The organism is Pseudoalteromonas sp. MEBiC 03485, from assembly GCF_004195145.1.
In the GTDB taxonomy this organism is placed as follows: Bacteria; Pseudomonadota; Gammaproteobacteria; order Enterobacterales; family Alteromonadaceae; genus Pseudoalteromonas; species Pseudoalteromonas apostichopi.
Window position 1 is genome coordinate 609,247 of sequence record NZ_SGBT01000001.1, and the last position, 23,669, is coordinate 632,915.

At 43.5% G+C, this 23,669-nt stretch carries 25 protein-coding genes and 3 rRNA genes; 6 read left to right on the plus strand and 22 right to left on the minus strand.

All coding sequences use genetic code 11. The features are described 5' to 3' along the window. Positions 1-12: 12 nt before the first annotated feature. Positions 13-954: a type II secretion system protein GspC gene (gene gspC / locus EVU92_RS02840; protein WP_130049935.1), complete on the minus strand. Its 942-nt coding sequence runs from the start codon at positions 952-954 to the stop codon at positions 13-15. A gap of 210 nt (positions 955-1,164) precedes the next feature. On the opposite strand from gspC, the gene hslR reads away from it, so the two are divergent. From hslR to EVU92_RS02855, 3 genes are all read left to right on the plus strand, one after another. Next, positions 1,165-1,584 (plus strand): ribosome-associated heat shock protein Hsp15, encoded by a 420-nt coding sequence (gene hslR / locus EVU92_RS02845; RefSeq protein ID WP_233786780.1) that lies wholly within the window; start codon positions 1,165-1,167, stop codon positions 1,582-1,584. Positions 1,585-1,596: 12 nt separating this feature from the next. Further along, positions 1,597-2,442, plus strand: a complete 846-nt coding sequence (hslO, locus tag EVU92_RS02850; protein ID WP_130049936.1) for an Hsp33 family molecular chaperone HslO — start codon at positions 1,597-1,599, stop codon at positions 2,440-2,442. A gap of 279 nt (positions 2,443-2,721) precedes the next feature. Further along, on the plus strand, positions 2,722-4,260 hold the full coding sequence (locus EVU92_RS02855; protein WP_130049937.1) for a phosphoenolpyruvate carboxykinase: 1,539 nt from the start codon (positions 2,722-2,724) through the stop codon (positions 4,258-4,260). Between the two features lie 803 nt (positions 4,261-5,063). On the opposite strand, the gene rrf is transcribed toward EVU92_RS02855, so the two are convergent. From rrf to EVU92_RS02965, 21 genes are all read right to left on the minus strand, one after another. Further along, positions 5,064-5,178, minus strand: a 5S ribosomal RNA gene (gene rrf, locus EVU92_RS02865). Between the two features lie 124 nt (positions 5,179-5,302). Continuing rightward, positions 5,303-8,185 (minus strand): 23S ribosomal RNA (locus EVU92_RS02870). Positions 8,186-8,463: 278 nt separating this feature from the next. Beyond that, a 16S ribosomal RNA gene (locus EVU92_RS02875) occupies positions 8,464-10,004 on the minus strand. Together the 16S, 23S and 5S rRNA genes form the textbook arrangement of a ribosomal RNA operon. A 733-nt stretch (positions 10,005-10,737) precedes the next feature. Then, a complete protein-coding gene (gene rplQ, locus EVU92_RS02880; protein WP_004589197.1) occupies positions 10,738-11,139 on the minus strand; it encodes a 50S ribosomal protein L17 in 402 nt (133 codons plus the stop codon). A 39-nt stretch (positions 11,140-11,178) separates the two neighbouring features. Then, positions 11,179-12,165: a DNA-directed RNA polymerase subunit alpha gene (rpoA, locus tag EVU92_RS02885; RefSeq protein WP_130049939.1), complete on the minus strand. Its 987-nt coding sequence runs from the start codon at positions 12,163-12,165 to the stop codon at positions 11,179-11,181. 24 nt (positions 12,166-12,189) lie between these two features. Next, a complete protein-coding gene (rpsD, locus tag EVU92_RS02890) occupies positions 12,190-12,810 on the minus strand; it encodes a 30S ribosomal protein S4 (RefSeq protein WP_036974007.1) in 621 nt (206 codons plus the stop codon). 21 nt (positions 12,811-12,831) lie between these two features. Continuing rightward, entirely contained in the window at positions 12,832-13,218 is a 387-nt protein-coding gene (gene rpsK, locus EVU92_RS02895; protein ID WP_036974009.1) for a 30S ribosomal protein S11, read from the minus strand. A gap of 13 nt (positions 13,219-13,231) precedes the next feature. Beyond that, positions 13,232-13,588 carry a 30S ribosomal protein S13 gene (gene rpsM / locus EVU92_RS02900; protein WP_036974011.1) on the minus strand — a complete coding sequence of 119 codons (357 nt, stop codon included), beginning with the start codon at positions 13,586-13,588 and terminating at the stop codon, positions 13,232-13,234. 128 nt (positions 13,589-13,716) lie between these two features. Then, positions 13,717-13,830: a 50S ribosomal protein L36 gene (gene rpmJ / locus EVU92_RS02905; RefSeq protein WP_002959476.1), complete on the minus strand. Its 114-nt coding sequence runs from the start codon at positions 13,828-13,830 to the stop codon at positions 13,717-13,719. A 22-nt stretch (positions 13,831-13,852) separates the two neighbouring features. Next, a complete protein-coding gene (secY, locus tag EVU92_RS02910) occupies positions 13,853-15,181 on the minus strand; it encodes a preprotein translocase subunit SecY (protein ID WP_036974013.1) in 1,329 nt (442 codons plus the stop codon). A gap of 10 nt (positions 15,182-15,191) precedes the next feature. After that, the gene (gene rplO / locus EVU92_RS02915; protein ID WP_054554386.1) at positions 15,192-15,626 is read right to left on the minus strand and encodes a 50S ribosomal protein L15; all 435 of its coding nucleotides are present in this window, start codon (positions 15,624-15,626) and stop codon (positions 15,192-15,194) included. Between the two features lie 4 nt (positions 15,627-15,630). Further along, positions 15,631-15,813: a 50S ribosomal protein L30 gene (rpmD, locus tag EVU92_RS02920; protein ID WP_016710201.1), complete on the minus strand. Its 183-nt coding sequence runs from the start codon at positions 15,811-15,813 to the stop codon at positions 15,631-15,633. A gap of 3 nt (positions 15,814-15,816) precedes the next feature. Beyond that, positions 15,817-16,323, minus strand: coding sequence for a 30S ribosomal protein S5 (gene rpsE / locus EVU92_RS02925; protein WP_036974018.1), 507 nt, complete (start codon positions 16,321-16,323; stop codon positions 15,817-15,819). Positions 16,324-16,332: 9 nt separating this feature from the next. After that, positions 16,333-16,683 (minus strand): 50S ribosomal protein L18, encoded by a 351-nt coding sequence (rplR, locus tag EVU92_RS02930; RefSeq protein WP_130049940.1) that lies wholly within the window; start codon positions 16,681-16,683, stop codon positions 16,333-16,335. Positions 16,684-16,692: 9 nt separating this feature from the next. Further along, entirely contained in the window at positions 16,693-17,226 is a 534-nt protein-coding gene (rplF, locus tag EVU92_RS02935; protein ID WP_054554387.1) for a 50S ribosomal protein L6, read from the minus strand. A 13-nt stretch (positions 17,227-17,239) separates the two neighbouring features. Continuing rightward, positions 17,240-17,632 carry a 30S ribosomal protein S8 gene (gene rpsH / locus EVU92_RS02940; RefSeq protein ID WP_054554388.1) on the minus strand — a complete coding sequence of 131 codons (393 nt, stop codon included), beginning with the start codon at positions 17,630-17,632 and terminating at the stop codon, positions 17,240-17,242. Between the two features lie 21 nt (positions 17,633-17,653). Further along, on the minus strand, positions 17,654-17,959 hold the full coding sequence (gene rpsN / locus EVU92_RS02945) for a 30S ribosomal protein S14 (RefSeq protein ID WP_130049941.1): 306 nt from the start codon (positions 17,957-17,959) through the stop codon (positions 17,654-17,656). A gap of 10 nt (positions 17,960-17,969) precedes the next feature. Continuing rightward, positions 17,970-18,509 carry a 50S ribosomal protein L5 gene (gene rplE / locus EVU92_RS02950; protein WP_054554390.1) on the minus strand — a complete coding sequence of 180 codons (540 nt, stop codon included), beginning with the start codon at positions 18,507-18,509 and terminating at the stop codon, positions 17,970-17,972. 16 nt (positions 18,510-18,525) lie between these two features. Next, positions 18,526-18,840 carry a 50S ribosomal protein L24 gene (gene rplX, locus EVU92_RS02955; RefSeq protein WP_036974032.1) on the minus strand — a complete coding sequence of 105 codons (315 nt, stop codon included), beginning with the start codon at positions 18,838-18,840 and terminating at the stop codon, positions 18,526-18,528. Positions 18,841-18,850: 10 nt separating this feature from the next. Continuing rightward, positions 18,851-19,219 carry a 50S ribosomal protein L14 gene (gene rplN, locus EVU92_RS02960; RefSeq protein WP_010378257.1) on the minus strand — a complete coding sequence of 123 codons (369 nt, stop codon included), beginning with the start codon at positions 19,217-19,219 and terminating at the stop codon, positions 18,851-18,853. Between the two features lie 274 nt (positions 19,220-19,493). Further along, the gene (locus tag EVU92_RS02965; protein ID WP_130049942.1) at positions 19,494-21,437 is read right to left on the minus strand and encodes an AsmA family protein; all 1,944 of its coding nucleotides are present in this window, start codon (positions 21,435-21,437) and stop codon (positions 19,494-19,496) included. Between the two features lie 225 nt (positions 21,438-21,662). Here EVU92_RS02965 and EVU92_RS02970 point away from each other — a divergent pair, with 225 nt between their 5' ends. The 3 genes from EVU92_RS02970 (at position 21,663) to EVU92_RS02980 (ending at position 23,603) form a co-directional block, all read left to right on the plus strand. Next, a complete protein-coding gene (locus EVU92_RS02970; protein WP_130049943.1) occupies positions 21,663-22,082 on the plus strand; it encodes a hypothetical protein in 420 nt (139 codons plus the stop codon). A gap of 8 nt (positions 22,083-22,090) precedes the next feature. Next, entirely contained in the window at positions 22,091-22,291 is a 201-nt protein-coding gene (locus EVU92_RS02975) for a helix-turn-helix transcriptional regulator (protein ID WP_130049944.1), read from the plus strand. A 145-nt stretch (positions 22,292-22,436) separates the two neighbouring features. Beyond that, positions 22,437-23,603 carry a hypothetical protein gene (locus EVU92_RS02980; protein WP_130049945.1) on the plus strand — a complete coding sequence of 389 codons (1,167 nt, stop codon included), beginning with the start codon at positions 22,437-22,439 and terminating at the stop codon, positions 23,601-23,603. The last annotated feature ends 66 nt before the right edge of the window (positions 23,604-23,669 follow it).

The following is a 23,669-nucleotide window of genomic DNA, read 5'->3' on the forward strand; positions in this document are numbered from 1 at the left end:
CTCCAAAGCTAGTTATTGCAGGCTAAATTGCACATCAATTTGTTCACCATCGCGTTCGATAGTGATACTTGCGTCAGTACTATTTCGTAATTCGTTTATTGCTGACATTGCCTGTTTCAAATCATTTAATTGATAGCCATTAATCGCAATAGCTAAATCATTATTCATTAATCCCATCTGCTTGAATAAAGCAGGATCTTTACCTGGGCTTAAACGATAACCCACTAACTCACCATCAACCATCGCTTGAGAGACGCGAATATAGTCAAATAATTTACCGGGATCGTCTAATACTTCTTCACGCGTTTCGATAAGCGCTTCTTTTATTTCTTCATCTTCAGTCGCATTTATTTCACTATTTTCGACAAGCTGCGGACCTGCGGTTAATTCTGACTCTTTACGCTCTGCCAATACGGGCATAGAAACTGTTTTCGTAAAGTCGAGTCCATCCAGCATCAAAGTTTCAAAACGACCGCTAACATCTAAAATCACTCGATCGGGTAATACTTGAGCTAGCTTTGCGCGAGTTCCTTTAATTGCATCATCAACAACATATGTTTCTTGCTTGCCTTGAGATTCGATTATTGCAAGGCCAGCTTGGTCATTTTGGCTTACCGCAACAATACCGGTTAGGTTAATACTTAGGCGAGTTTCAGGGGCGTTGTTAATAACTTGATTTTGTTTTGAGGTAGGTTTTTTAGCTTCGACAACAACTTTGCCGAATAAATTCTGTTCGATAATTTGACGTGAGCTTACAGTCTCTGCTCGCTTTGCCATGGTGTTAACACCTGTTACAGGCAGTGCTCTTGTATCGGGCTCCGGCCACACAAGCCAAAATAGCTTGGATGATAAAAAAGCAATATAAACAACAACTAACAGCACTACAAATGCACTTAGCTTGGCATGAGGTAAGCCGTTCAAAAACTGTTTAACTTGTTGTAAGTGTTGATCCATAAACTCTATTTCTTATTTTAATTTACTGCTTGATAGCTGGCCTATAGTACCTTTTCATTTTTCATTCAACAAGCGCGCTTATATTAAACTTTGTAAACAAGGTAAATTCGACGAACAGTGGGCTGCAAGGAATTACTACGACTGTTTATTTGTGATTAAGTTTCATGGTAAATTTTGCCTATATATAAGCAGCTTTCAAAGAGCACAATTGTGTCAAAAGGTAACACTCATAAGTCGCAAGACAAGCAAGATGAATTAAACGTACGCCTTGATAAGTGGTTATGGGCTGCACGTTTTTATAAAACCCGCTCAATCGCACGAGACATGGTGCAAGGTGGCAAAGTACATTATAATGGACAACGTACCAAGCCCAGCAAAATTGTTGAAGTCGGTGCTGTAGTTAAACTGCTACAAGGGGTAGACGAAAAGGTCGTGACAATTGAAAAGATCCTTGAAAAACGTCAAGGTGCCCCCATTGCACAAACCTTATATCAAGAAACTCAAGCTAGTATTGAGAAACGCGAAGCAAATGCTATCGCCCGTAAGAACAACAGCTTCTTTGCTCCACATCCTGATCGTAAACCAGATAAAAAGCAAAGACGTGAACTGTTAAAAATGAAATCAAGTTAGGTAATGCAACTCATGCAACAAGATTTACTTCATCGTTATATATTTGATCAGCTCGATGTACGTGGCGAACTCGTACAAATTGAAAACACTTATCAAGAGATGATCGCAAACCATAATTACCCAGCACCTGTGCAAACCTTATTAGGTGAATTACTTGTTGCTACCTGCTTATTAACAGCTACTTTAAAGTTTGAAGGTGAAATTGCCGTTCAACTACAAGGCGATGGCCCTGTTAAATATGCGGTAATTAATGGTGACGATAAACAAAACATGCGAGGCATAGCACGTCTACAAGGTGAAGTGACAGGAAGCACAATAAAAGACTTAATTGGTAATGGCTATATGGTTATTACAATTACGCCTACTAAAGGTGAGCGATACCAAGGTATTGTACCTTTAGAGCACGATAGCTTAGATAAATGCCTAGAGAACTATTTTGAGCAATCAGAACAGTTAAAAACACGTCTTTGGTTTGCAACTGAAGTAACAGCAGACACAGCAAAAGCAGCTGGCTTATTCTTACAAGTATTACCTGTGAATAAGGAAAAATCTGTTGAAGACTTCACTCATCTTGAAGCTATCAGCAACACTATTAAAGATGAAGAGTTACTAGATTTAGATGCAAATACAGTTTTAACCAGACTTTACCACGAAGATAACCCTCAATTATTCGAGCCACAATCTATTAGTTTCCGTTGTGGCTGTAGCAGAGATAAAACAATTGCTGCGTTAGTGAATGTAGGTCAAGAAGAGTTACTTGCCGATGTAAAAGCAAACGGCGAAGTAAAAATTAGCTGCCATTACTGCTTAAAAGATTACATTTTTAACGAACAGGATATTAAAGCTATTTTTAACTGATACACCCAATTAAAAATATTATTGTATTAAAGCCGCATTCGATGCGGCTTTTTTATTAAAAAAAATTATCAAAAATAATGATACCGGTGTCATGAAAAAGCGCCATTTTATGACACCGGTATCATTGAAATTATTCATGTTTTTTGCCAAATATATGCCTTTTTAGGCCCTTCAGACACTCGAATATCCCTAATCCTTCTGTTACTATTCTTTTAGCAAAAGGGAAAACTAAGAACCCCAGAGCTATCCCGTTCAATCTCTCACAATTTAGGTATAAACATGACTGCAAACGCTACTAGTTTTGTTGATCTTACAGCAGCTGAACTTGTCGAACACGCTATTCGTCGTGGCGAAGGGACTTTAGCCGCTAATGGTGCTTTTGTTGCTAAAACCGGTGTACGCACTGGCCGCTCTCCAAAAGATCGTTTTATTGTTCAAGAGCCAAGCACTGAAAACGAAATCCAATGGGGCAACGTAAACCGCCCATTCGATGCAGACAAGTTTGATGCGTTATGGGCACGTGTAGAAGAACACGTGAAAAGCAAAGACCACTTCATCTCTCACCTAGAAGTTGGCGCTGATCCTGAGCACTATTTACCAGTTGTAGTTACAACAGAAACTGCATGGCATCATATTTTTGCCAAAAACATGTTTATCGAACCACAAACATACAATACTGCCGACTTCCCAGAGTGGCAGGTAATGAACGTACCTTCATTTGTATGTGACCCAGAGCGTGATGGCACAAACAGTGATGGCACTGTAATCATCAACTTCGCACAACGTAAAGTACTACTAGCTGGTATGCGCTACGCAGGCGAAATGAAAAAATCAATGTTCTCTGTACAAAACTTCCTACTTCCTGCAAAAGGTGTATTACCAATGCACTGCTCTGCAAACGTAGGTGAAGCAGGCGACACAGCTTTATTCTTCGGTCTATCTGGAACAGGTAAAACAACATTATCTGCGGATCCTACTCGTTTCCTTATCGGTGATGACGAACACGGTTGGGCACCTGGTAGCGTATTTAATATCGAAGGTGGTTGTTACGCTAAATGTATCGACCTATCGCAAAAGAACGAACCTGTTATTTGGAATGCAATTCGCTTCGGTACAATCTTAGAAAACGTTGTACTTGACGAAAACCGTGTACCAGATTTCCATGATACAAGCCTTACACAAAATAGCCGCGCGGCTTACCCTCTAGAGCACGTTGAAAAACGTAAAGTAGAAAACCGTGCTGGCGAGCCAAAAGCGGTTGTATTCTTAACGTGTGACGTGAGCGGTGTATTACCACCAGTTTCAGTACTAACTGAAGAAGCTGCAGCTTACCACTTCCTAAGCGGTTACACTGCAAAAGTAGGTTCAACTGAAATCGGTTCAACAAGCGACATAGAGTCTACATTCTCAACATGTTTCGGTGCTCCATTCTTCCCACGCCCTGCAGGCGTTTATGCAGAGCTTCTAATGAAGCGTGTACGTGAATTCGGCGCTAAAGTTTACCTAGTTAACACAGGTTGGACAGGTGGCCCTTACGGTACTGGTCAACGTTTCGATATCCCAACTACACGTGCTGTAGTTGATGCAATCGTATCAGGTAAACTAGCTGATGTTGAAACTCAACACATCGATGTTCTAAACCTAGATGTACCAGTTTCAGTTCCTGGTGTAGACAGTAAGCTTCTTAACCCAATCAACACATGGGAAGATAAAGAGAAGTACGCAGAATACGCAAACAAACTAGCATCTGACTTCACTGAAAACTTTGCAAAATACGATGTTTCAGAAGCAATCAAATCAGCAGGTCCAAAAGCTTAATACCAATTCGCTTAATTAAGTGATCTATTTTGAGGCAATAAAACCTCGTTGATAGCAAGGCAAAAATTTCGTTATTTAGTTGTTCTAAATCAGAAATTTTTAACGCAGATAGCGACAGGTTTAATCCCTCAAAATGATTAAGTATTATTGCGGATTGGTATGATACCAAGCTTACCTTCAGATTAAAAACGCCAGCTATATGCTGGCGTTTTTGTTTTTGGGTTATGAGTTAGCGATTTGTGAGAGTAAAGTTAGCGAGTTAGGATAAGCCATATAGGCTCTAGGCTCTAGGAAAAGTGTCGTTGTAGGAATGGCTTTAGCCATGAATGTGTTGGTTATGGCCTAGATTCGACACTGACGTGCCTCCTACTCGTTTTGTTGCTGAGGAACACTCTGAAGTACCAAACAATCCTTTAGATCAACTGCCATCTAATGTATGACAACGCATCACGTATGAATGGCTTTAGCCATAAATGTGTTGGTTACGGCCTAGATTCGACACTGACGTGCCTCCTACTCGTTTTGTTGCTGAGGAACACTCTGAAGTACCAAACAATCGTGTAGATCAACTGCCATCTAATGTCTGGCACCTGAGATACGCAACACGTAGGAATGGCTTTAGCCATGAATGTGTTGGTTATGATCTGAATTCGGCACTGACGTGCCTCCTACAGGGTTTTGTTGCTGAGGGAGACTCTGCACTATACAACCCCACATTTCAGCTGACGTCTGACGGCTGAAAGCTGACAGCTCCAAACGCAAAAAAGCCCGACTCTTTCGAATCGGGCTTTCTTTAATTTGGAGCCTGGCAATGTCCTACTTTCACATGGCAAATGCCACACTATCATCGGCGCTGTTTCGTTTCACTACTGAGTTCGGCATGGGGTCAGGTGGGTCCAAAACGCTATTGTCACCAAGCAAATTTGGGTCGTTAATCGCTTTAGCAATCAACTAAAATCTGGAATTCTGATATCAAGTAAATGTCTACTTTAGTTTCTTAACTTCTGTCTGTTACGCTGTCACAAAACGCGTTTGGCGTTGTATGGTTAAGCCTCACGGGTAATTAGTACAGGTTAGCTTAATGGCTCGCACCACTTCCACATCCTGCCTATCAACGTTGTAGTCTTCAACGGCCCTTCAGAGACTTTAAAAGTCTAGTGAGAACTCATCTCGAGGCCTGCTTCGCGCTTAGATGCTTTCAGCGCTTATCAGTTCCGAACGTAGCTACCGGGCAGTGCCATTGGCATGACAACCCGAACACCAGCGGTTCGTTCACTCCGGTCCTCTCGTACTAGGAGCAACCCCTCTCAATTCTCAAACGCCCACGGCAGATAGGGACCGAACTGTCTCACGACGTTCTAAACCCAGCTCGCGTACCACTTTAAATGGCGAACAGCCATACCCTTGGGACCGACTTCAGCCCCAGGATGTGATGAGCCGACATCGAGGTGCCAAACACCGCCGTCGATATGAACTCTTGGGCGGTATCAGCCTGTTATCCCCGGAGTACCTTTTATCCGTTGAGCGATGGCCCTTCCATTCAGAACCACCGGATCACTATGACCTACTTTCGTACCTGCTCGACGTGTCTGTCTCGCAGTTAAGCTGGCTTCTACCATTACACTAACCGTACGATGTCCGACCGTACTTAGCCAACCTTCGTGCTCCTCCGTTACTCTTTGGGAGGAGACCGCCCCAGTCAAACTACCCACCAGGCACTGTCCGTAACCCCGATTAGGGGCCAACGTTAGAACATCAAAACTACAAGGGTGGTATTTCAAGGACGGCTCCACAAAGACTAGCGTCTCTGCTTCAAAGCCTCCCACCTATCCTACACATGTAGGTTCAATGTTCAGTGCCAAGCTGTAGTAAAGGTTCACGGGGTCTTTCCGTCTAGCCGCGGGTACACAGCATCTTCACTGCGATTTCAATTTCACTGAGTCTCGGGTGGAGACAGCGTGGCCATGGTTACACCATTCGTGCAGGTCGGAACTTACCCGACAAGGAATTTCGCTACCTTAGGACCGTTATAGTTACGGCCGCCGTTTACCGGGGCTTCGATCAAGAGCTTCGTCCGAAAACTAACCCCATCAATTAACCTTCCGGCACCGGGCAGGTGTCACACCGTATACGTCATCTTGCGATTTTGCACAGTGCTGTGTTTTTAATAAACAGTCCCAGCCACCTGGTCACTGCGGCTCCCGTCCGCTTAGAGAGCAAGTCTCATCACAGATAGGAGCGTACCTTCTCCCGAAGTTACGGTACGATTTTGCCTAGTTCCTTCACCCGAGTTCTCTCAAGCGCCTTAGTATTCTCTACCTGACCACCTGTGTCGGTTTGGGGTACGATTCGGTATAATCTGAAGCTTAGAGGCTTTTCCTGGAAGTATGGCATCAACAACTTCACACCCTTGGGTGCTCGTCTCGTGTCTCAGTCTTAAGAGTCCGGATTTTCCTAAACTCTCAACCTACTCACTTTCACATGGACAACCAACGCCATGCTTGTTTAGCCTGCTCCGTCCCCCCATCGCAATTATACCAAGTACGGGAATATTAACCCGTTTCCCATCGACTACGCCTTTCGGCCTCGCCTTAGGGGTCGACTTACCCTACCCTGATTAACATGGGATAGGAACCCTTGGTCTTCCGGCGTGCGGGTTTTTCACCCGCATTATCGTTACTCATGTCAGCATTCGCACTTCTGATACCTCCAGCATACCTCCCGGTACACCTTCAACGGCTTACAGAACGCTCCCCTACCACTCAAACAAAGTTTGAATCCGCAGCTTCGGTGCATAGTTTAGCCCCGTTACATCTTCCGCGCAGACCGACTCGACCAGTGAGCTATTACGCTTTCTTTAAAGGATGGCTGCTTCTAAGCCAACCTCCTGGCTGTCTGGGCCTTTCCACATCGTTTCCCACTTAACTATGACTTTGGGACCTTAGCTGGCGGTCTGGGTTGTTTCCCTCTTCACGACGGACGTTAGCACCCGCCGTGTGTCTCCCGGATAGTACTTTACGGTATTCGGAGTTTGCAAAGGGTTGGTAAGTCGGGATGACCCCCTAGCCTTAACAGTGCTCTACCCCCGTAAGTATTCGTCCGAGGCTCTACCTAAATAGATTTCGGGGAGAACCAGCTATCTCCCGGTTTGATTAGCCTTTCACTCCTAGCCACAGGTCATCCCCTAACTTTTCAACGTTAGTGGGTTCGGTCCTCCAGTTGATGTTACTCAACCTTCAACCTGCCCATGGCTAGATCACCGGGTTTCGGGTCTATACCTTGCAACTAAACGCGCAGTTAACGCTCGCTTTCACTACGGCTACCCTAATCGGTTAACCTCGCTACAAAATATAAGTCGCTGACCCATTATACAAAAGGTACGCAGTCACCCTCGAAGGGCTCCTACTGCTTGTACGTACACGGTTTCAGGTTCTATTTCACTCCCCTCACAGGGGTTCTTTTCGCCTTTCCCTCACGGTACTGGTTCACTATCGGTCAGTTGGGAGTATTTAGCCTTAGATGATGGTCCACCTATATTCAGTCAAAGTTTCACGTGCTCCGACCTACTCGATTTCACTTAAGATGCATTTTCGTGTACGGGACTATCACCCTGTATCGTCAAACTTTCCAGAATGTTTCACTAACACATAATAAGCTTAAGGGCTGGTCCGGTTTCGCTCGCCGCTACTTCCGGAATCTCGGTTGATTTCTGTTCCTACGGGTACTTAGATGTTTCAGTTCTCCGCGTTCGCCTCGTTAACCTATGTATTCAGTTAACGATACCTGCAAGCAGGTGGGTTTCCCCATTCGGAAATCCTAGTCTCAAGCGCTTTTTACTAGCTTGACTAGGCTTATCGCAAGTTAATACGTCCTTCATCGCCTCCAACTGCCAAGGCATCCACCGTGTACGCTTAGTCACTTAACCATACAACCCAAACGGGTCTTTGTTAGTGACAGCTGTTAACTTCGCCAGAAGTTAATTCATCAAATAATGATGAGAATACTAAAGTAGATACCAATTAATCTTTCGATTAATGGCATATTTTTTACTTTTGAAAACTCTTTATAGATACAAGTATCTATAAGAATTTTAATATCAGCTTTCCAAATTTTTAAAGAGCATATTAATTAGTTAAACCAAGTGGTTTAGCTAACTAACAATCATCTGTGTGGACACTACGAACAAATAAGTTCTAAATCGTATAAGGAGGTGATCCAGCCCCAGGTTCCCCTAGGGCTACCTTGTTACGACTTCACCCCAGTCATGAATCACTCCGTGGTGAACGTCCTCCCGAAGGTTAGACTATCCACTTCTGGAGCAACCCACTCCCATGGTGTGACGGGCGGTGTGTACAAGGCCCGGGAACGTATTCACCGCATCATTCTGATATGCGATTACTAGCGATTCCGACTTCATGGAGTCGAGTTGCAGACTCCAATCCGGACTACGACGCACTTTAAGTGATTCGCTTACCCTCGCAGGTTCGCAGCACTCTGTATGCGCCATTGTAGCACGTGTGTAGCCCTACACGTAAGGGCCATGATGACTTGACGTCGTCCCCACCTTCCTCCGGTTTATCACCGGCAGTCTCCTTAGAGTTCCCGACCGAATCGCTGGCAACTAAGGATAGGGGTTGCGCTCGTTGCGGGACTTAACCCAACATCTCACAACACGAGCTGACGACAGCCATGCAGCACCTGTATCAGAGTTCCCGAAGGCACCAAACCATCTCTGGTAAGTTCTCTGTATGTCAAGTGTAGGTAAGGTTCTTCGCGTTGCATCGAATTAAACCACATGCTCCACCGCTTGTGCGGGCCCCCGTCAATTCATTTGAGTTTTAACCTTGCGGCCGTACTCCCCAGGCGGTCTACTTAATGCGTTAGCTTTGAAAAACAAGTCCGAAGACCCGAGCTTCTAGTAGACATCGTTTACGGCGTGGACTACCAGGGTATCTAATCCTGTTTGCTCCCCACGCTTTCGTACATGAGCGTCAGTGTTGACCCAGGTGGCTGCCTTCGCCATCGGTATTCCTTCAGATCTCTACGCATTTCACCGCTACACCTGAAATTCTACCACCCTCTATCACACTCTAGTTTGCCAGTTCGAAATGCAGTTCCCAGGTTGAGCCCGGGGCTTTCACATCTCGCTTAACAAACCGCCTGCGTACGCTTTACGCCCAGTAATTCCGATTAACGCTCGCACCCTCCGTATTACCGCGGCTGCTGGCACGGAGTTAGCCGGTGCTTCTTCTGTAAGTAACGTCACAGCTAAGTGCTATTAACACTTAACCTTTCCTCCTTACTGAAAGTGCTTTACAACCCGAAGGCCTTCTTCACACACGCGGCATGGCTGCATCAGGCTTGCGCCCATTGTGCAATATTCCCCACTGCTGCCTCCCGTAGGAGTCTGGGCCGTGTCTCAGTCCCAGTGTGGCTGATCATCCTCTCAAACCAGCTAGGGATCGTCGCCTTGGTGAGCCATTACCTCACCAACTAGCTAATCCCACTTGGGCTAATCTTATGGCGTGAGGCCCGAAGGTCCCCCACTTTGGTCCGTAGACATCATGCGGTATTAGCAGTCGTTTCCAACTGTTGTCCCCCACCATAAGGCATATTCCCAAGCATTACTCACCCGTCCGCCGCTCGACGCCAGAGGTGCAAGCACCTCTTCGTTTCCGCTCGACTTGCATGTGTTAGGCCTGCCGCCAGCGTTCAATCTGAGCCATGATCAAACTCTTCAATTAAAAGTTTTTTCTGTCCCGAAGGACATGCTCAATGAATTCTGATTTTGATTCTTTCGAATCGAATTGACTGTGCTGAAACAAGTAAACTTGTTTCCGTTGGTCACTCAGTTCAATTGAGACTCTAAATTTGTGTGCGTCATCTAGCGAACTAGAATCGGCTGTTAGAACTCAATCTGTACGAGTGCCCACACAGATGATTGCTTTATATTGTTAAAGAACGTTTGAGATACTTTCGCGTCTCAAGGGCTGTGCATTCTACGCAAGCCGTTATTTTTGTCAACACTTAATTTTGAGAAAAGTTTATTTTTTCAAAACTCAGTCTTACTTGACTCAACCAACTCGTCGTTTTGCTTTTTTGTAAGCAGTCCGCCGTGTCGGTGGATGCGCATTATAGGGAGATCCGAATTCAGATCAACTGTTTTTTGCAGTTTTTATTAAAAAAATGACTGTTCGCGCAAAATACGAACGAAACGTGCAAAAACCACACTAAATTGGCAGTATTTGGGTTATTTAAACAATACAAGAAGTAAAAACTTATTTGTAGTTTGTATAAAGATGGGCTTACTTAATAAAGAGAAACGTAATGATCTTTACATGTGATCTTCGTTGCTAGTTGCTAGTTGCTTCAAGATGGTATGGTGATGATTGTGGATTGATAGAGTTATTTTATTAGAAATGAATTTCAGAAAGTAAAAAGCCGAGCATAAGCTCGGCTTTTTGGTGTCTTTACGACTTACTCTGCAGACTGCGCGTCTTCTTGAACTTCTTCGTTTGTCGCTGGGCGACCAACTAGTTCAATATAAGCCATTGGTGCATTATCACCAGCACGGAAGCCACACTTAAGAATACGAGTGTAACCACCAGGACGGTCTGTATTACGTGGACCGATTTCGCTGAATAATTTACCAACTACTTCATTATCACGCGTGCGAGCAAACGCTAAACGGCGGTTTGCTACACTGTCAGTCTTAGCCAGTGTGATTAAAGGTTCAATTACACGGCGCAACTCTTTAGCTTTAGGCAAAGTTGTTTTGATGATTTCATGTTTCACCAAAGAACCAGCCATGTTGCTGAACATCGCTTTGCGATGGCTGCTGTTACGGTTTAATTGACGACCACTCTTACGATGGCGCATGACCCTATCCTTCTAACTAAACTAATATAGTGATTTAGATTATTCAGCTAGGCTTGCAGGCGGCCAATTTTCTAGGCGCATACCTAGAGAAAGACCACGTGAAGCTAGCACGTCTTTAATTTCAGTTAGAGACTTCTTACCTAAGTTAGGCGTTTTAAGAAGCTCAACTTCAGTGCGCTGAACTAAATCACCGATATATTGAATTTGCTCGGCTTTCAAACAGTTTGCTGAACGTACTGTTAGCTCAAGATCATCAACTGGACGAAGTAGAATAGGATCGAATTCTGGCTTCTCTTCTTTCTCTTCTGGCTCAGTTACATCACGTAAATCTACGAATGCATCTAATTGCTCAGCTAAGATAGTAGACGCACGGCGGATCGCTTCTTCAGGATCTAAAGTGCCGTTTGTTTCCATATCAATGATTAACTTGTCTAAGTCTGTACGTTGCTCAACACGGGCTGATTCAACCGAGTACGCAATACGTTCAACTGGGCTGAATGATGCATCAAGCAGCAGACGACCAATTGGACGCTCATCGTCATCAGAGGATAAACGACTAGATGCCGGCACATAACCGCGACCGCGCTCAACACGAATACGCATGCTGATCTCGCTGTTAGCTGTCGTAAGGTGACAGATAACGTGATCTGGGTTGGCGATAGTTACATCACCATCGTGCTGAATATCAGCCGCAGTCACAGGGCCTACACCAGATTTAGTCAGGGTCAGAAAAACTTCATCTTTGCCTTCTAAAGTTACTGCTAGACCTTTAAGGTTTAACAGAATTTCAATGATGTCTTCTTGTACGCCCTCTTTCGCGCTGTACTCATGCAATACACCGTCGATTTCTACTTCAGTTACTGCACATCCAGGCATAGATGATAACAGTATACGGCGTAAGGCATTACCCAAAGTGTGACCGAAGCCACGCTCTAATGGCTCTAAAACTACTTTAGAACGCGTTGGGTTGATAGCGTCGATATCGACTAACCTTGGTTTTAGGAATTCGGTAACAGAACCCTGCATTTTATCCTCTCTTAACTCTTAACTTTACTTAGAGTAAAGTTCGACGATTAGTTGTTCGTTAATGTCCGCAGACAGATCTGAACGCTCAGGTAGGCGCTTGAAGCTGCCTTCCATTTTCTTACCGTCAACTTCAACCCAAGTCGGCTTTTCACGTTGCTCAGCCAACTCTAGAGCAGCGATGATACGTGCTTGTGTTTTCGACTTCTCACGAATTACAACAGTATCTTCTGGAGTAATTACGTATGAAGGGATATTCACTACACGACCATTAACTAAAATCGCTTTGTGGCTTACTAACTGACGTGCTTCAGCGCGTGTGCTAGCAAAACCCATGCGATATACAACATTGTCTAAACGTTGCTCTAAAAGCTGTAACAAGTTTTCACCTGTATTACCTTTAAGGCGAGCAGCTTCTTTGTAGTAGTTACGGAATTGCTTTTCTAGTACACCGTAGATACGACGAACTTTTTGCTTTTCACGTAGCTGTAAACCGTAATCAGATAAGCGACCTTTACGAGCGCCGTGCTGACCAGGTGCAGTCTCAAGTTTACACTTAGAGTCGATAGCTCTTACGCCGCTCTTAAGGAACAGGTCAGTACCTTCACGACGACTCAGCTTGAGCTTAGGGCCCAAATATCTTGCCATGTTATTTCTCCTAACCTATTGTTAAACGCGACGTTTCTTCGGTGGACGACAACCATTATGAGGGATTGGCGTCACGTCAGTGATGTTGGTGATACGGTAACCAGCAGCATTCAAAGCACGTACAGCAGATTCACGACCTGGACCTGGACCTTTGATGAAAACTTCTAGATTTTTTAAACCGTATTCTTGAGCAGCAGTACCTGCACGCTCTGCAGCAACCTGAGCCGCGAATGGAGTAGATTTACGTGAACCACGGAAACCTGAACCACCTGCTGTTGCCCAAGATAGTGCATTACCTTGACGGTCGGTAATTGTTACAATAGTGTTGTTGAAAGAAGCATGAACGTGAGCCATACCATCAGCAACTTGCTTTTTAACCTTCTTACGACGAATTGGTGCTTTAGCCATAATCTACCCCACCTTATTTCTTGATAGGCTTGCGAGGACCCTTACGAGTACGCGCGTTAGTCTTAGTACGTTGACCACGTAGTGGTAACGAACGACGGTGACGTAGGCCACGGAAACAACCAAGGTCCATAAGGCGCTTGATATTTAATGTAACTTCACGACGAAGGTCACCTTCTACAGTGTACTTGCCAACTGCTTCACGCAATACGTCAAGTGTTTCGTCTGAAAGTTCACCGATTTTTGTGGTCTCGGCGATACCAGTCGCTGCTAAGATAGCCTTAGAGCGAGTCTTACCTATGCCATAAATAGCAGTTAAACCGATAACTGCATGTTTATGATCAGGGACGTTAATGCCAGCGATACGGGCCACTAACACATCTCCTATATTTGAATTTGGTAATCATCTGTTTGAAAAGCCCGTAAGGATACTCAAACGAAGACCAAATCACAACTAAAAACACAGGCCGAGTAAATAACTCAGCCTGCACGACTGTTTAATTAGCCTTGCCTTTGCTTGTGCTTAGGCTCACTGCAAATTACGCGTACTACACCAGCACGTTTAATAACTTTACAGTTACGGCATATTTTCTTAACGGAAGCACGTACTTTCATTGCTCAACTCCGTAAAATGACCTTATCGACCGTAGCCTTTAAGGTTTGCTTTTTTCAGCACAGAATCATACTGATGTGACATCAGATGCGTCTGTACTTGTGCCATAAAGTCCATGATTACAACAACGATAATCAAAATTGATGTACCGCCGAAATAGAATGGCGTTTGCCATGCCATAGTCATGAATTCGGGCACCAGACAGATAAAGGTTATATACAAAGCACCTGCCAATGTCAGGCGTGTCATCACTTTATCAATGTATTTAGATGTCTGCTCACCTGGACGAATACCTGGGATAAATGCGCCAGATTTTTTCAGGTTATCTGCTGTTTCACGCGGGTTAAATACCAACGCGGTGTAGAAAAAGCAGAAGAAGATAATAGCCGCAGCTAAAACCATCGCATATAAAGGTTGACCTGGAGTCAACGTTGTAGCGATTGCTTGTAGCACATCAGCGACCGGACCTTCACCCTGGCCGAACCAGCTTGCAATTGTACCAGGGAACAGAATTATACTGCTAGCAAAGATTGGTGGAATAACACCCGCCATGTTTACTTTCAGTGGTAAGTGCGTGCTTTGAGCAGCAAATACCTGACGACCTTGTTGACGCTTCGCATAGTTAACGACGATACGACGTTGACCACGCTCAAAGAATACAACTAGGTAAGTAACAGCGAATACGATTACAGCAATCAATAACAGTACAAGTACATTCAGATCACCTTGGCGCGCCATTTCGGCTGTCGAACCAATAGCAGACGGCAGGTTAGCTACGATACCAACAAAAATCAGAACAGAAATACCGTTACCGATACCACGTTCTGTAATTTGCTCGCCCAACCACATTAGGAACATAGTACCAGTTACTAAACTCACTACAGCAGTGAAGTAGAAACCGATACCAGGGTTAACAACTAACCCGTCCATCATGCCCGGTAAGCTTGTAGCAATACCGATTGATTGGATAGTAGCAAGCACAAGCGTGCCGTAGCGTGTGTACTGGCTAATTTTCTTACGCCCTTGCTCACCTTCTTTCTTAAGCTCTATAAACGGCGGATACATATGCGTTAATAGTTGCGTAATAATCGAAGCCGAGATGTACGGCATAATACCCAGTGCTAACACTGAAGCGCGCTCAAGCGCACCACCGCTGAACATGTTAAACATTTCAACAATGGTGCCCTTTTGTTGCTCGAAGAAATCGGCAAGTACAGCGGCGTCAATCCCAGGGATCGGCACGAATGAACCTAGACGGTAAATAATGATAGCACCTAATACAAATAGTAATCGACGCTTCAATTCCGAAAGCCCACTTTGTGCACTTTTCATATCTTGACCTGGTTTAGCCATTAGTACTTCCTTAGTCTTCTACCTTGCCTCCGGCAGCTTCGATAGCTTCGCGAGCACCTTTAGTCACTTTAAGACCTTTAACGGTAACTGCGCGTGAAACTTCGCCAGATTTAACTACTTTAACGAACTGGATGTTCTTTTTAACTAGACCAGCTGCTTGTAACGCGTTTACGTCTACTACATCGCCTTCAACTTTAGCGATTTCAAAAAGGTTAACTTCAGTAGATACTAATGATTTACGTGAAGTGAAACCAAATTTAGGTAGACGACGTTGCATAGGCATTTGACCGCCTTCGAAACCAACGCGAACTTTACCGCCAGAACGTGATTTTTGGCCTTTATGACCACGGCCACCAGTCTTACCAAGACCAGAACCAATACCACGACCTAGACGTTTCTTTTCAGTTTTTGCACCAGCAGCAGGTGAAAGTGTATTCAAATGCATCGAATTAACCCTCAACCTTTACCATGTAAGAAACTTGGTTAATCATACCACGCACACATGCTGTGTCTTCTAACTCAACAGTGTGATTGATACGACGTAGACCAAGACCACGTAATGTAGCTTTATGCTTCGGTAAACGACCGATAGAGCTCTTTACTTGTGTTACTTTTACAGTTTTATTAGCCATGGTTTACCCCGTGATTTCGTCAACGCTAAGACCACGTTTAGCAGCGATTGACTCTGGAGAATTCATGTTCTCTAGAGCAGCAATCGTTGCACGAACGATGTTGATCGGGTTAGTTGAACCGTATGCTTTTGACAATACGTTCTGTACACCAGTTACTTCTAGTACTGCACGCATCGCACCACCGGCGATGATACCTGTACCTTCAGAAGCAGGCTGCATGTATACTTTAGAACCCGCGTGGCGACCCTTGATTGGGTGCTGTAGCGTGTTACCGTTAAGGTCTACACTGATCATGTTGCGACGTGCTTTTTCCATTGCTTTTTGAATAGCAGCTGGAACTTCACGTGCTTTACCATAACCAAAACCTACTTTACCTGCGCCGTCACCAACTACTGTTAGTGCAGTAAAGCTAAAGATACGACCACCTTTAACTACTTTAGACACACGGTTTACCGCGATTAGCTTTTCAGCCAAATCAGGCTGTTGTTGCTTTGCTTCTACGTTAGCCATTGTCTACTCCTAGAATTGCAGACCGGCTTCACGCGCTGCATCAGCAAGCGCCTTCACACGGCCGTGATATTTAAAGCCACTGCGATCAAAAGCAATCTTTTCGATGCCTTTGTCAGCTGCACGTTCAGCAACCGCTTTACCAACTGCTTGAGCAGCTGCAACGTTACCTGTGCCTTTAACTGTTTCGCTAATTGCTTTTTCAACAGTAGAAGCAGCAGCCAGTACATTACCCTCAGCAGTAACTACTTGAGCGTAAATGTGACGTGGCGTGCGGTGGATAACAAGACGCGTTGTGCCTTGTTCAATATAATTTCTACGAGTGCGTTTAGCACGACGTAGACGAGCTGTTTTTTTATCCATCGTCTTACCTTACTTCTTCTTAGCCTCTTTACGGCGTACATTCTCGTCCGCGTAACGAACACCTTTACCTTTATAAGGCTCAGGTTTACGGTATGCACGGATGTTAGCAGCTGTTTGACCAACTAACTGCTTGTCTACGCCCTTAACTAGAACTTCTGTTTGGCTTGGTGTTTCAATCGTAATACCTTCTGGTACTTCGAAATTCACTGGGTGTGAGAAACCAAGAGTTAAGTCTAATACTTTGCCCTTAGCTGCTGCACGGTAACCAACACCTACTAACTGAAGTTTCTTCTCGTAACCTTCATGCGTACCAACAACCATGTTGTTGATTAGAGCGCGAGCAGTACCTGCTTGTGCCCATGCATTAGCTACGCCTTCACGAGGTAAAGTTGTAATAACGTTGTCGTTAACTTGTACTTCAACAGCGTCGTTGATAGTACGAGTTAATTCACCGTTTTTGCCTTTAACTGTGATGTCCTGGCCTTTTAATGTAACTTCTACACCGGCAGGAACATTGATTGGTGCCTTTGCTATGCGAGACATAGTTCCCCTCCGATTAAGCTACAAAGCCAATGATCTCACCACCAACGCCGGCACTACGTGCTGCGCGGTCTGTCATTAGGCCTTTAGAAGTTGATACGATAGCGATACCAAGACCACCCATTACCTTTGGTAATTCGTCACGTTTCTTATAGATACGTAGACCAGGGCGGCTAACACGCTGGATATTTTCAATAACAGCTTTGCCTTCGAAATATTTTAAATCGATAGAAAGCTCAGGCTTCGCTTCACCGCTTACAGCGTAATCTGCGATATAACCTTCATCTTTTAATACTTTAGCTACTGCTACTTTCAGTTTTGAAGTTGGCATCGTTACTGATACTTTCTTCGCTGACTGACCGTTACGGATACGTGTAAACAAATCCGCAATAGGATCTTGCAAGCTCATAGTCTTACTCCCGTGATACTATTACCAGCTAGCCTTTTTAAGGCCAGGAATTTCACCGCGCATAGCTGCTTCGCGAACTTTGATACGGCTCATGCCGAATTTGCGAAGGTAACCATGTGGGCGGCCCGTAACGTTACAACGATTACGTTGACGTGAAGAGCTAGAATCACGTGGTAAAGCTTGTAGCTTTAATACCGCGTCCCAACGATCATCGTCAGATGTATTTACATCACTGATGATAGCTTTTAGTGCCGCACGCTTTTCAGCATACTGAGCAACTAATTTAGTGCGCTTTGCTTCGCGCGCTTTCATAGAATTCTTTGCCATAACCCTACCCTTATTTCTTGAATGGGAAGTTAAACGCTTCTAACAACGCACGGCCTTCATCATCTGTTTTCGCAGAAGTAGTGATTGTGATATCCATACCGCGAACACGGTCTACTTTATCATAATCAATTTCTGGGAAGATGATTTGCTCACGTACGCCCATGCTGTAGTTACCACGTCCATCAAAAGACTTAGCACTTACACCACGGAAGTCACGGATACGCGGGATAGCGATTGAAACCAAACGCTCAAAAAAGTCCCACATACGCTCGCCACGTAGGGTTACTTTACAACCAATTGGGTAACCTTCACGCACTTTGAAGCCTGCAACTGATTTGCGTGCTTTAGTGATTAGAGGTTTCTGACCAGAGATTGCTTCTAGATCCGCAACAGCGTTATCTAAGATCTTCTTGTCAGCTAGAGCTTCGCCCACACCCATGTTTAATGTGATCTTTTCGATCTGAGGGACTTGCATGACAGAGCTGAAACCAAACTTCTCTTGAAGTTCAGCGACTACTTTGTCTTTATATACTTCATGCAGTTTCGCCATCATTCTACTCCAACTATTAGATAGTTTTACCAGTAGATTTAAAGATACGTAATTTCTTACCATCTTCAATCTTGAAACCTACACGATCTGCTTTACCCGTTTCCGAGTTGTAGATCGCAACGTTTGATACGTCGATAGACGCTTCTTTCTCAACAATACCGCCAGCTTGGTTCAACTGTGGAACCGGCTTTTGGTGCTTCTTGATTAAGTTGATGCCTTCGACAAATACTCGACCAGACTCAGTAACAACTGAAAGCACTTTACCGCGCTTACCTTTGTCTTTACCGGCTAGTACGATTACTTCGTCATCACGACGGATTTTTGCTGCCATGATAGACTCCTTATAGTACTTCTGGTGCTAGTGAAACGATTTTCATGAACTTTTCAGTACGAAGTTCACGAGTCACAGGGCCGAAGATACGAGTACCAATTGGCTGTAAGTTATCATTTAAGATAACAGCAGCATTGCTATCGAAACGGATCAAAGAACCGTCCGGACGACGAACGCCTTTTTTAGTACGCACAACTACCGCGTTTTTAACATCACCTTTCTTCACTTTACCGCGAGGAATAGCTTCTTTTACAGAAACTTTGATGATATCGCCAACCGCTGCATAGCGACGGTGCGAACCGCCAAGGACTTTAATACACTGCACTTTGCGAGCGCCGCTGTTATCAGCAACGTCCAGCTGAGTTTGCATTTGGATCATGTTAATGACCTCCGGTGTAGAAATTACAACACGCCTTAATTCTGTTTAAAATCAAGACATTTCGGTTAAATTCCACTCAAAAAACAAGCAAGTTGTCTCTTAAGGGCGGGCAATTGTAGCAGCAATGACAAGGAAGTGGTAGGTTATTTTTTAATTAATTTGGAATTAATCGTGCTGCTTGCATTAAGGAATTACAGCGACTTGCTGGTTTGTTATTGATTATAAAACAAACAGGGCGCTAATGCGCCCTGTTTTTGACTTTAATTAAATTTTATTAATTTCCAAATAGACCTTTTAATTTGTCTTTTATTTTATCTTTGGCTTTTTCTTTCACTTCTTCTTTAGCAGCCTCACTCACATCTAAGCTATAACCTACATCATGGAATGGGCCTTTTATACGCAGAGGAATTTTAAACCCAGTGCTGTCATCTGTCGTACCCTGCCCTTCGATTGAATCAACAATCCCCGTCACTAAACGGTAGTCTACAGTGGTCATTGGTAAATCAATCTTACCTGAGCCGGTAATACGAATAAGCGGGCTTAATAGAGATAAGTCTGTATTTTCACCAATACCATTTGTGAATACAAAACTACCTTTAAGTGCTGAGAAGTCTGTCTGTTGTGAGTTATCAAAGCCAGTATCCAGGCCTTCTGATACCGCACTTAAATTACCCTTAATCAGCTCTTTTGCTTTACGAACCATCTCTGCAATATTGGCTCCTTTCACTGCACCATCTGCAAACTCAAAGCCCACCTTGCCGTTAAGGGCATTAATAAAGCTTTTTTGACTTTGACCTGTGGTCGTTAGATCCCAGTTTAAAGAGCCTTTACCCATTAACTTATCGAAACCGGCCGCATCAGTAAGTAATGGCTGTGCATCGATTTTATCTAAAGAAAAGTTAGTGCTAATTTTATAAGGTGTTTGCTTAGCGTTAACGGTGATTACACCTTTGCCATTACCTTCGTATGCAACAAACTTATCTAAGCTGATGTTAGCTACTGCATTTTTAAGGTTCACTGTTAACTGGTTTTCGCCAAGTGTAATATCATTTGCTTTTAAACCACTTGAACGCACAACAACATTTGCATCAAGTGCATTTAGGCCGCTCATATCAATTGTTGTATCATCCCAAACAATTGGCTGCGCTGGCGCATCTGAGGCTGGTTCTGCTTGCTCTTCTTTAGCTACCCCCTCAGGTAAGTAAGGGTTTAAATCAAGCATGCCTAAATCAATATCGGCATTTACAACTAAACGGTCGCCAAGCTTAATATCGCTTTTACCTTTAATTTGTAGCTCATCTAGGGTGGCAAGTAGCTCAGCCAGTTTAAACTGCTCACCTTTTAAATGCATTGAACCTTTTACATTAAACGCATTGAAAGCATTCTCTTTAGCATTAAGCTCAACACCCTGCCAATTCGCAATGTTTTTAACTGAGTCACCACTGACAGATAGAAGCCCTTGCACATCATTACCCATTTCTGCAATTGCCCCTTTGAAATTCAAATCGATCAAGCGTGAATCAACCTCAGTGCTGACATTAAAGGTTTCGCCCTCAATCGCTTTTACGGGTGTATCTAGCGTTACATCCAAATCAAAACGCTCACCCATATAGGTAATACCGCCTTTTAACTCAAGGGTTTTACGAAGAGAAGGTAATAAAATGGCTAACTCTAAATCACTTATCTGTTGTTTTGCCCCAGTTTTACCGTCTAGATAAGTAAAGGTACCACCATAAATTGCCACTTCACCAAGCTCAATATCAAAGTTATCTGGTAAGTTAACGGCACCAGAACTCTTTTGCTGCTCAGTCTGTGGTTGCTCTGCAACCGCATCAAATAGCTGCCAGTTTGCTTTACCATTTTTATCGGTTTCTAACAAAATCGTTGGTTCGTTAATAACAAATTTATCTAGCTTAAACTCACCGCCAAATAACGACATCCAAGGAATACGGATAGCAAGTTGCTGCATACTTGCCATATTTTTTTGCGAACCAGTTTGCATATTGGCAAAGTTTACATCATTCAGTTCTAGCTTTAATGATGGAAATACCGACAGCTTTTTATCGCCATTAATAGTCAGACTACGACCTGTGGTTTGTTCTACTTGCTCCGATACTTTATTAAATATCGCGTCTGTAGGAATGAGGAATGGTGCTGCGACTACTAATGCAATTAGTAATAAGAAAATGACACCAACAACTTTCAGTAAGGTTTTCATAATCATCCTTAAAAATGGGCAAACAATGTTCATATCATAGCGGGAGTTAGGCGCAAATGCATTGCCCAACCCACAAAAAGGTTTGTAAACAAGCTTAGGTATAAGAACATGAATCAGCGCTGAAATATTTTGATACCTTTAGGTTACAAATAAATCTTGACCGAATGATACCCTAGGGTTACATTGATACCTAGAGGTTACATTTAAATCAAAAAGGAAAAGATTATGTCTAAGCAAGATATACAAACGGAAGAAAAGTTTATGAGCCATAACGCATGGTTTTCAATATTCATGGGAATTACGTTATTAATCATTAGTGTTTACCCAATGCTTAAGCAAACATCAGCACCTTTACTGTTTATCGGCGCTGCCGCTTTTTTAGGTTCATTTTTTATGTTTGTGATTAGAGGTGGGTTTACATGGAAACTTGGGTATCGCCTTATGTATACCGATGAATTTTTAAAGACAATTGATACCATCGCTTATAAACATGTGGTTCTTGGATTACTTTTTAGCATGGGGGTTATTTTTTTATTGTCTGATGACCTTGCTTTAAATGTATCTCATAGCATGATGGCCACATTTTACCTCGCTCAAATGTGTTTAGTATACGGCGTATCAATTCTTTGGCAGAGTAGAGACTAGGTATAATAGTGGAAAATAATATCGCTAAATTCCGTAAAGAGAAGGGTTTATCGCAGCAAGAACTCGCTGATGCCATTGCAGTATCACGTAAAACCATTAGCACAGTTGAAACAGGCCGCTTTATACCTTCGGTTATTATCGCGTTAAAAATTGCAACCCACTTTGAACTTACCGTTGAGCAATTATTTACACTTGATGATAATGATTAATTAATCAAGTCAATCGCAATCTTGCTCTATCAGTAAGATTGCATCATTTCATTACTTCGGTATGATGCACGACCCTGTTGTTTTTGCACCCTGTGTACTAAAATCAAACAACCTAATTTGGTCAAAACTGGAGTATCGATTAAGCATGAAGAAACTGCTTATTTCACCGTCAAAAATGGCGCTTGGCGAGCAAGAAAGTCAAATTTATCAAAACATCCTCAAGCAGGCCTCTGATATCAGCTTAAACCTAATGGCAGTTAAAGTAGAAAACCACCCTGAAGACTTTTTAGGCTGGTGCTATGAGCTATTAAGTGCAAGCCGCGATCGCATTAACTACGATCTATTAGAAGATAAGCAATTACCGACACTTAAGAAACTTCATGACTTATTAATTTCTGCCATCAGCTTTTTGCAATTAAAAACCTTAAGAGTTGCACCATGGCCAGTTATCGCAGGCTTCATCGAACAGCATAAAGAGCTTGTGGCACTTGATGAGCAACTACGTTTAGCTAATTACATTGCAGCGATTAAATCACAATCATTAAAAGAGATGATCCCTGAAGACCGTTTAGCGTTTTCAGGTAAACACAGTGCGTCGCTTGATCCAAGCAGCTATAACTTCGATGTTGAATGGTTTGCTTCTACGAAGAACGCAAAAGGCTTTCACCAAATGTTGAGTGATTTGCCTGGTGCATTCGATGAAGCCTTAGCGCACATTCCACTTGAAGGCGAAATAACCCAAGAGCATTATCAACACTTTATGGTTGCATACTTGATGGCATTTAATGGTAGCGATGAAAAGCCAACGCTTGCTCCTGCAACTCGCTTACTTGCGATGCGCCGACCTGATGTGTTTACACCAATCGTAAATAGTAAACTTGATGCCCTTTGTGGGGCACTAGGTATTACCAAATTAAATAACCGTGATTTTGAGCGCTACTGGCAAGATATTGTAGAAGCAATCCATAATATGCCTTGGTTCAAAATGGCTAGCGCCGCAAATGAACTTGAGCAATCTTTAGTTGAAATTAAAGCCCTATTACCTAGCTTCTTTTATTATGCAGATAAAAGTACCGCCGATAACTCAAACTATATTAAGTTGTTAAACAAACCTAAGAGTACCACGAGCTCAGCAGGTAAAAAGACCGTACGCCGTGGCAAAGAATCAGCTGAGATACTGGTAGACCGCGCATTAGCAAGTGATGATATCCCTGAACATATCAAAGCAAAGCGCGATTCAATCATCAGTGAAGTTGAAAAAGGCCGAAGTGTTGAAGAGACTATTAGTCTGATGCGAGCGATTTTCGGCTAAGTCACTCTCAAATAAGAGAAACCCGGGTGCTTCGCAATTGTGCAACCGGGTTATTTTTTGCACCAC

Excerpts from the sequence above, each read along its gene's own strand:
- rpoA (WP_130049939.1), bottom strand. The coding sequence starts at position 12,165 with ATGCAGGGTTCTGTTACCGAATTCCTAAAACCAAGGTTAGTCGATATC.
- rplQ (WP_004589197.1), bottom strand. The coding sequence starts at position 11,139 with ATGCGCCATCGTAAGAGTGGTCGTCAATTAAACCGTAACAGCAGCCAT.
- rpsK (WP_036974009.1), bottom strand. The coding sequence starts at position 13,218 with ATGGCTAAAGCACCAATTCGTCGTAAGAAGGTTAAAAAGCAAGTTGCT.
- rplR (WP_130049940.1), bottom strand. The coding sequence starts at position 16,683 with ATGGATAAAAAAACAGCTCGTCTACGTCGTGCTAAACGCACTCGTAGA.
- rpmD (WP_016710201.1), bottom strand. The coding sequence starts at position 15,813 with ATGGCTAATAAAACTGTAAAAGTAACACAAGTAAAGAGCTCTATCGGT.
- rplX (WP_036974032.1), bottom strand. The coding sequence starts at position 18,840 with ATGGCAGCAAAAATCCGTCGTGATGACGAAGTAATCGTACTAGCCGGT.
- gspC (WP_130049935.1), bottom strand. The coding sequence starts at position 954 with ATGGATCAACACTTACAACAAGTTAAACAGTTTTTGAACGGCTTACCT.
- rpsE (WP_036974018.1), bottom strand. The coding sequence starts at position 16,323 with ATGGCTAACGTAGAAGCAAAGCAACAACAGCCTGATTTGGCTGAAAAG.
- rplE (WP_054554390.1), bottom strand. The coding sequence starts at position 18,509 with ATGGCGAAACTGCATGAAGTATATAAAGACAAAGTAGTCGCTGAACTT.
- EVU92_RS02970 (WP_130049943.1), top strand. The coding sequence starts at position 21,663 with ATGTCTAAGCAAGATATACAAACGGAAGAAAAGTTTATGAGCCATAAC.
- EVU92_RS02855 (WP_130049937.1), top strand. The coding sequence starts at position 2,722 with ATGACTGCAAACGCTACTAGTTTTGTTGATCTTACAGCAGCTGAACTT.
- rpmJ (WP_002959476.1), bottom strand. The coding sequence starts at position 13,830 with ATGAAAGTACGTGCTTCCGTTAAGAAAATATGCCGTAACTGTAAAGTT.
- secY (WP_036974013.1), bottom strand. The coding sequence starts at position 15,181 with ATGGCTAAACCAGGTCAAGATATGAAAAGTGCACAAAGTGGGCTTTCG.
- hslO (WP_130049936.1), top strand. The coding sequence starts at position 1,597 with ATGCAACAAGATTTACTTCATCGTTATATATTTGATCAGCTCGATGTA.
- rpsN (WP_130049941.1), bottom strand. The coding sequence starts at position 17,959 with ATGGCAAAGAATTCTATGAAAGCGCGCGAAGCAAAGCGCACTAAATTA.
- rplN (WP_010378257.1), bottom strand. The coding sequence starts at position 19,219 with ATGATCCAAATGCAAACTCAGCTGGACGTTGCTGATAACAGCGGCGCT.
- EVU92_RS02980 (WP_130049945.1), top strand. The coding sequence starts at position 22,437 with ATGAAGAAACTGCTTATTTCACCGTCAAAAATGGCGCTTGGCGAGCAA.
- EVU92_RS02965 (WP_130049942.1), bottom strand. The coding sequence starts at position 21,437 with ATGAAAACCTTACTGAAAGTTGTTGGTGTCATTTTCTTATTACTAATT.
- rpsD (WP_036974007.1), bottom strand. The coding sequence starts at position 12,810 with ATGGCAAGATATTTGGGCCCTAAGCTCAAGCTGAGTCGTCGTGAAGGT.
- rplO (WP_054554386.1), bottom strand. The coding sequence starts at position 15,626 with ATGCATTTGAATACACTTTCACCTGCTGCTGGTGCAAAAACTGAAAAG.
- rpsH (WP_054554388.1), bottom strand. The coding sequence starts at position 17,632 with ATGAGCTTGCAAGATCCTATTGCGGATTTGTTTACACGTATCCGTAAC.
- rplF (WP_054554387.1), bottom strand. The coding sequence starts at position 17,226 with ATGTCTCGCATAGCAAAGGCACCAATCAATGTTCCTGCCGGTGTAGAA.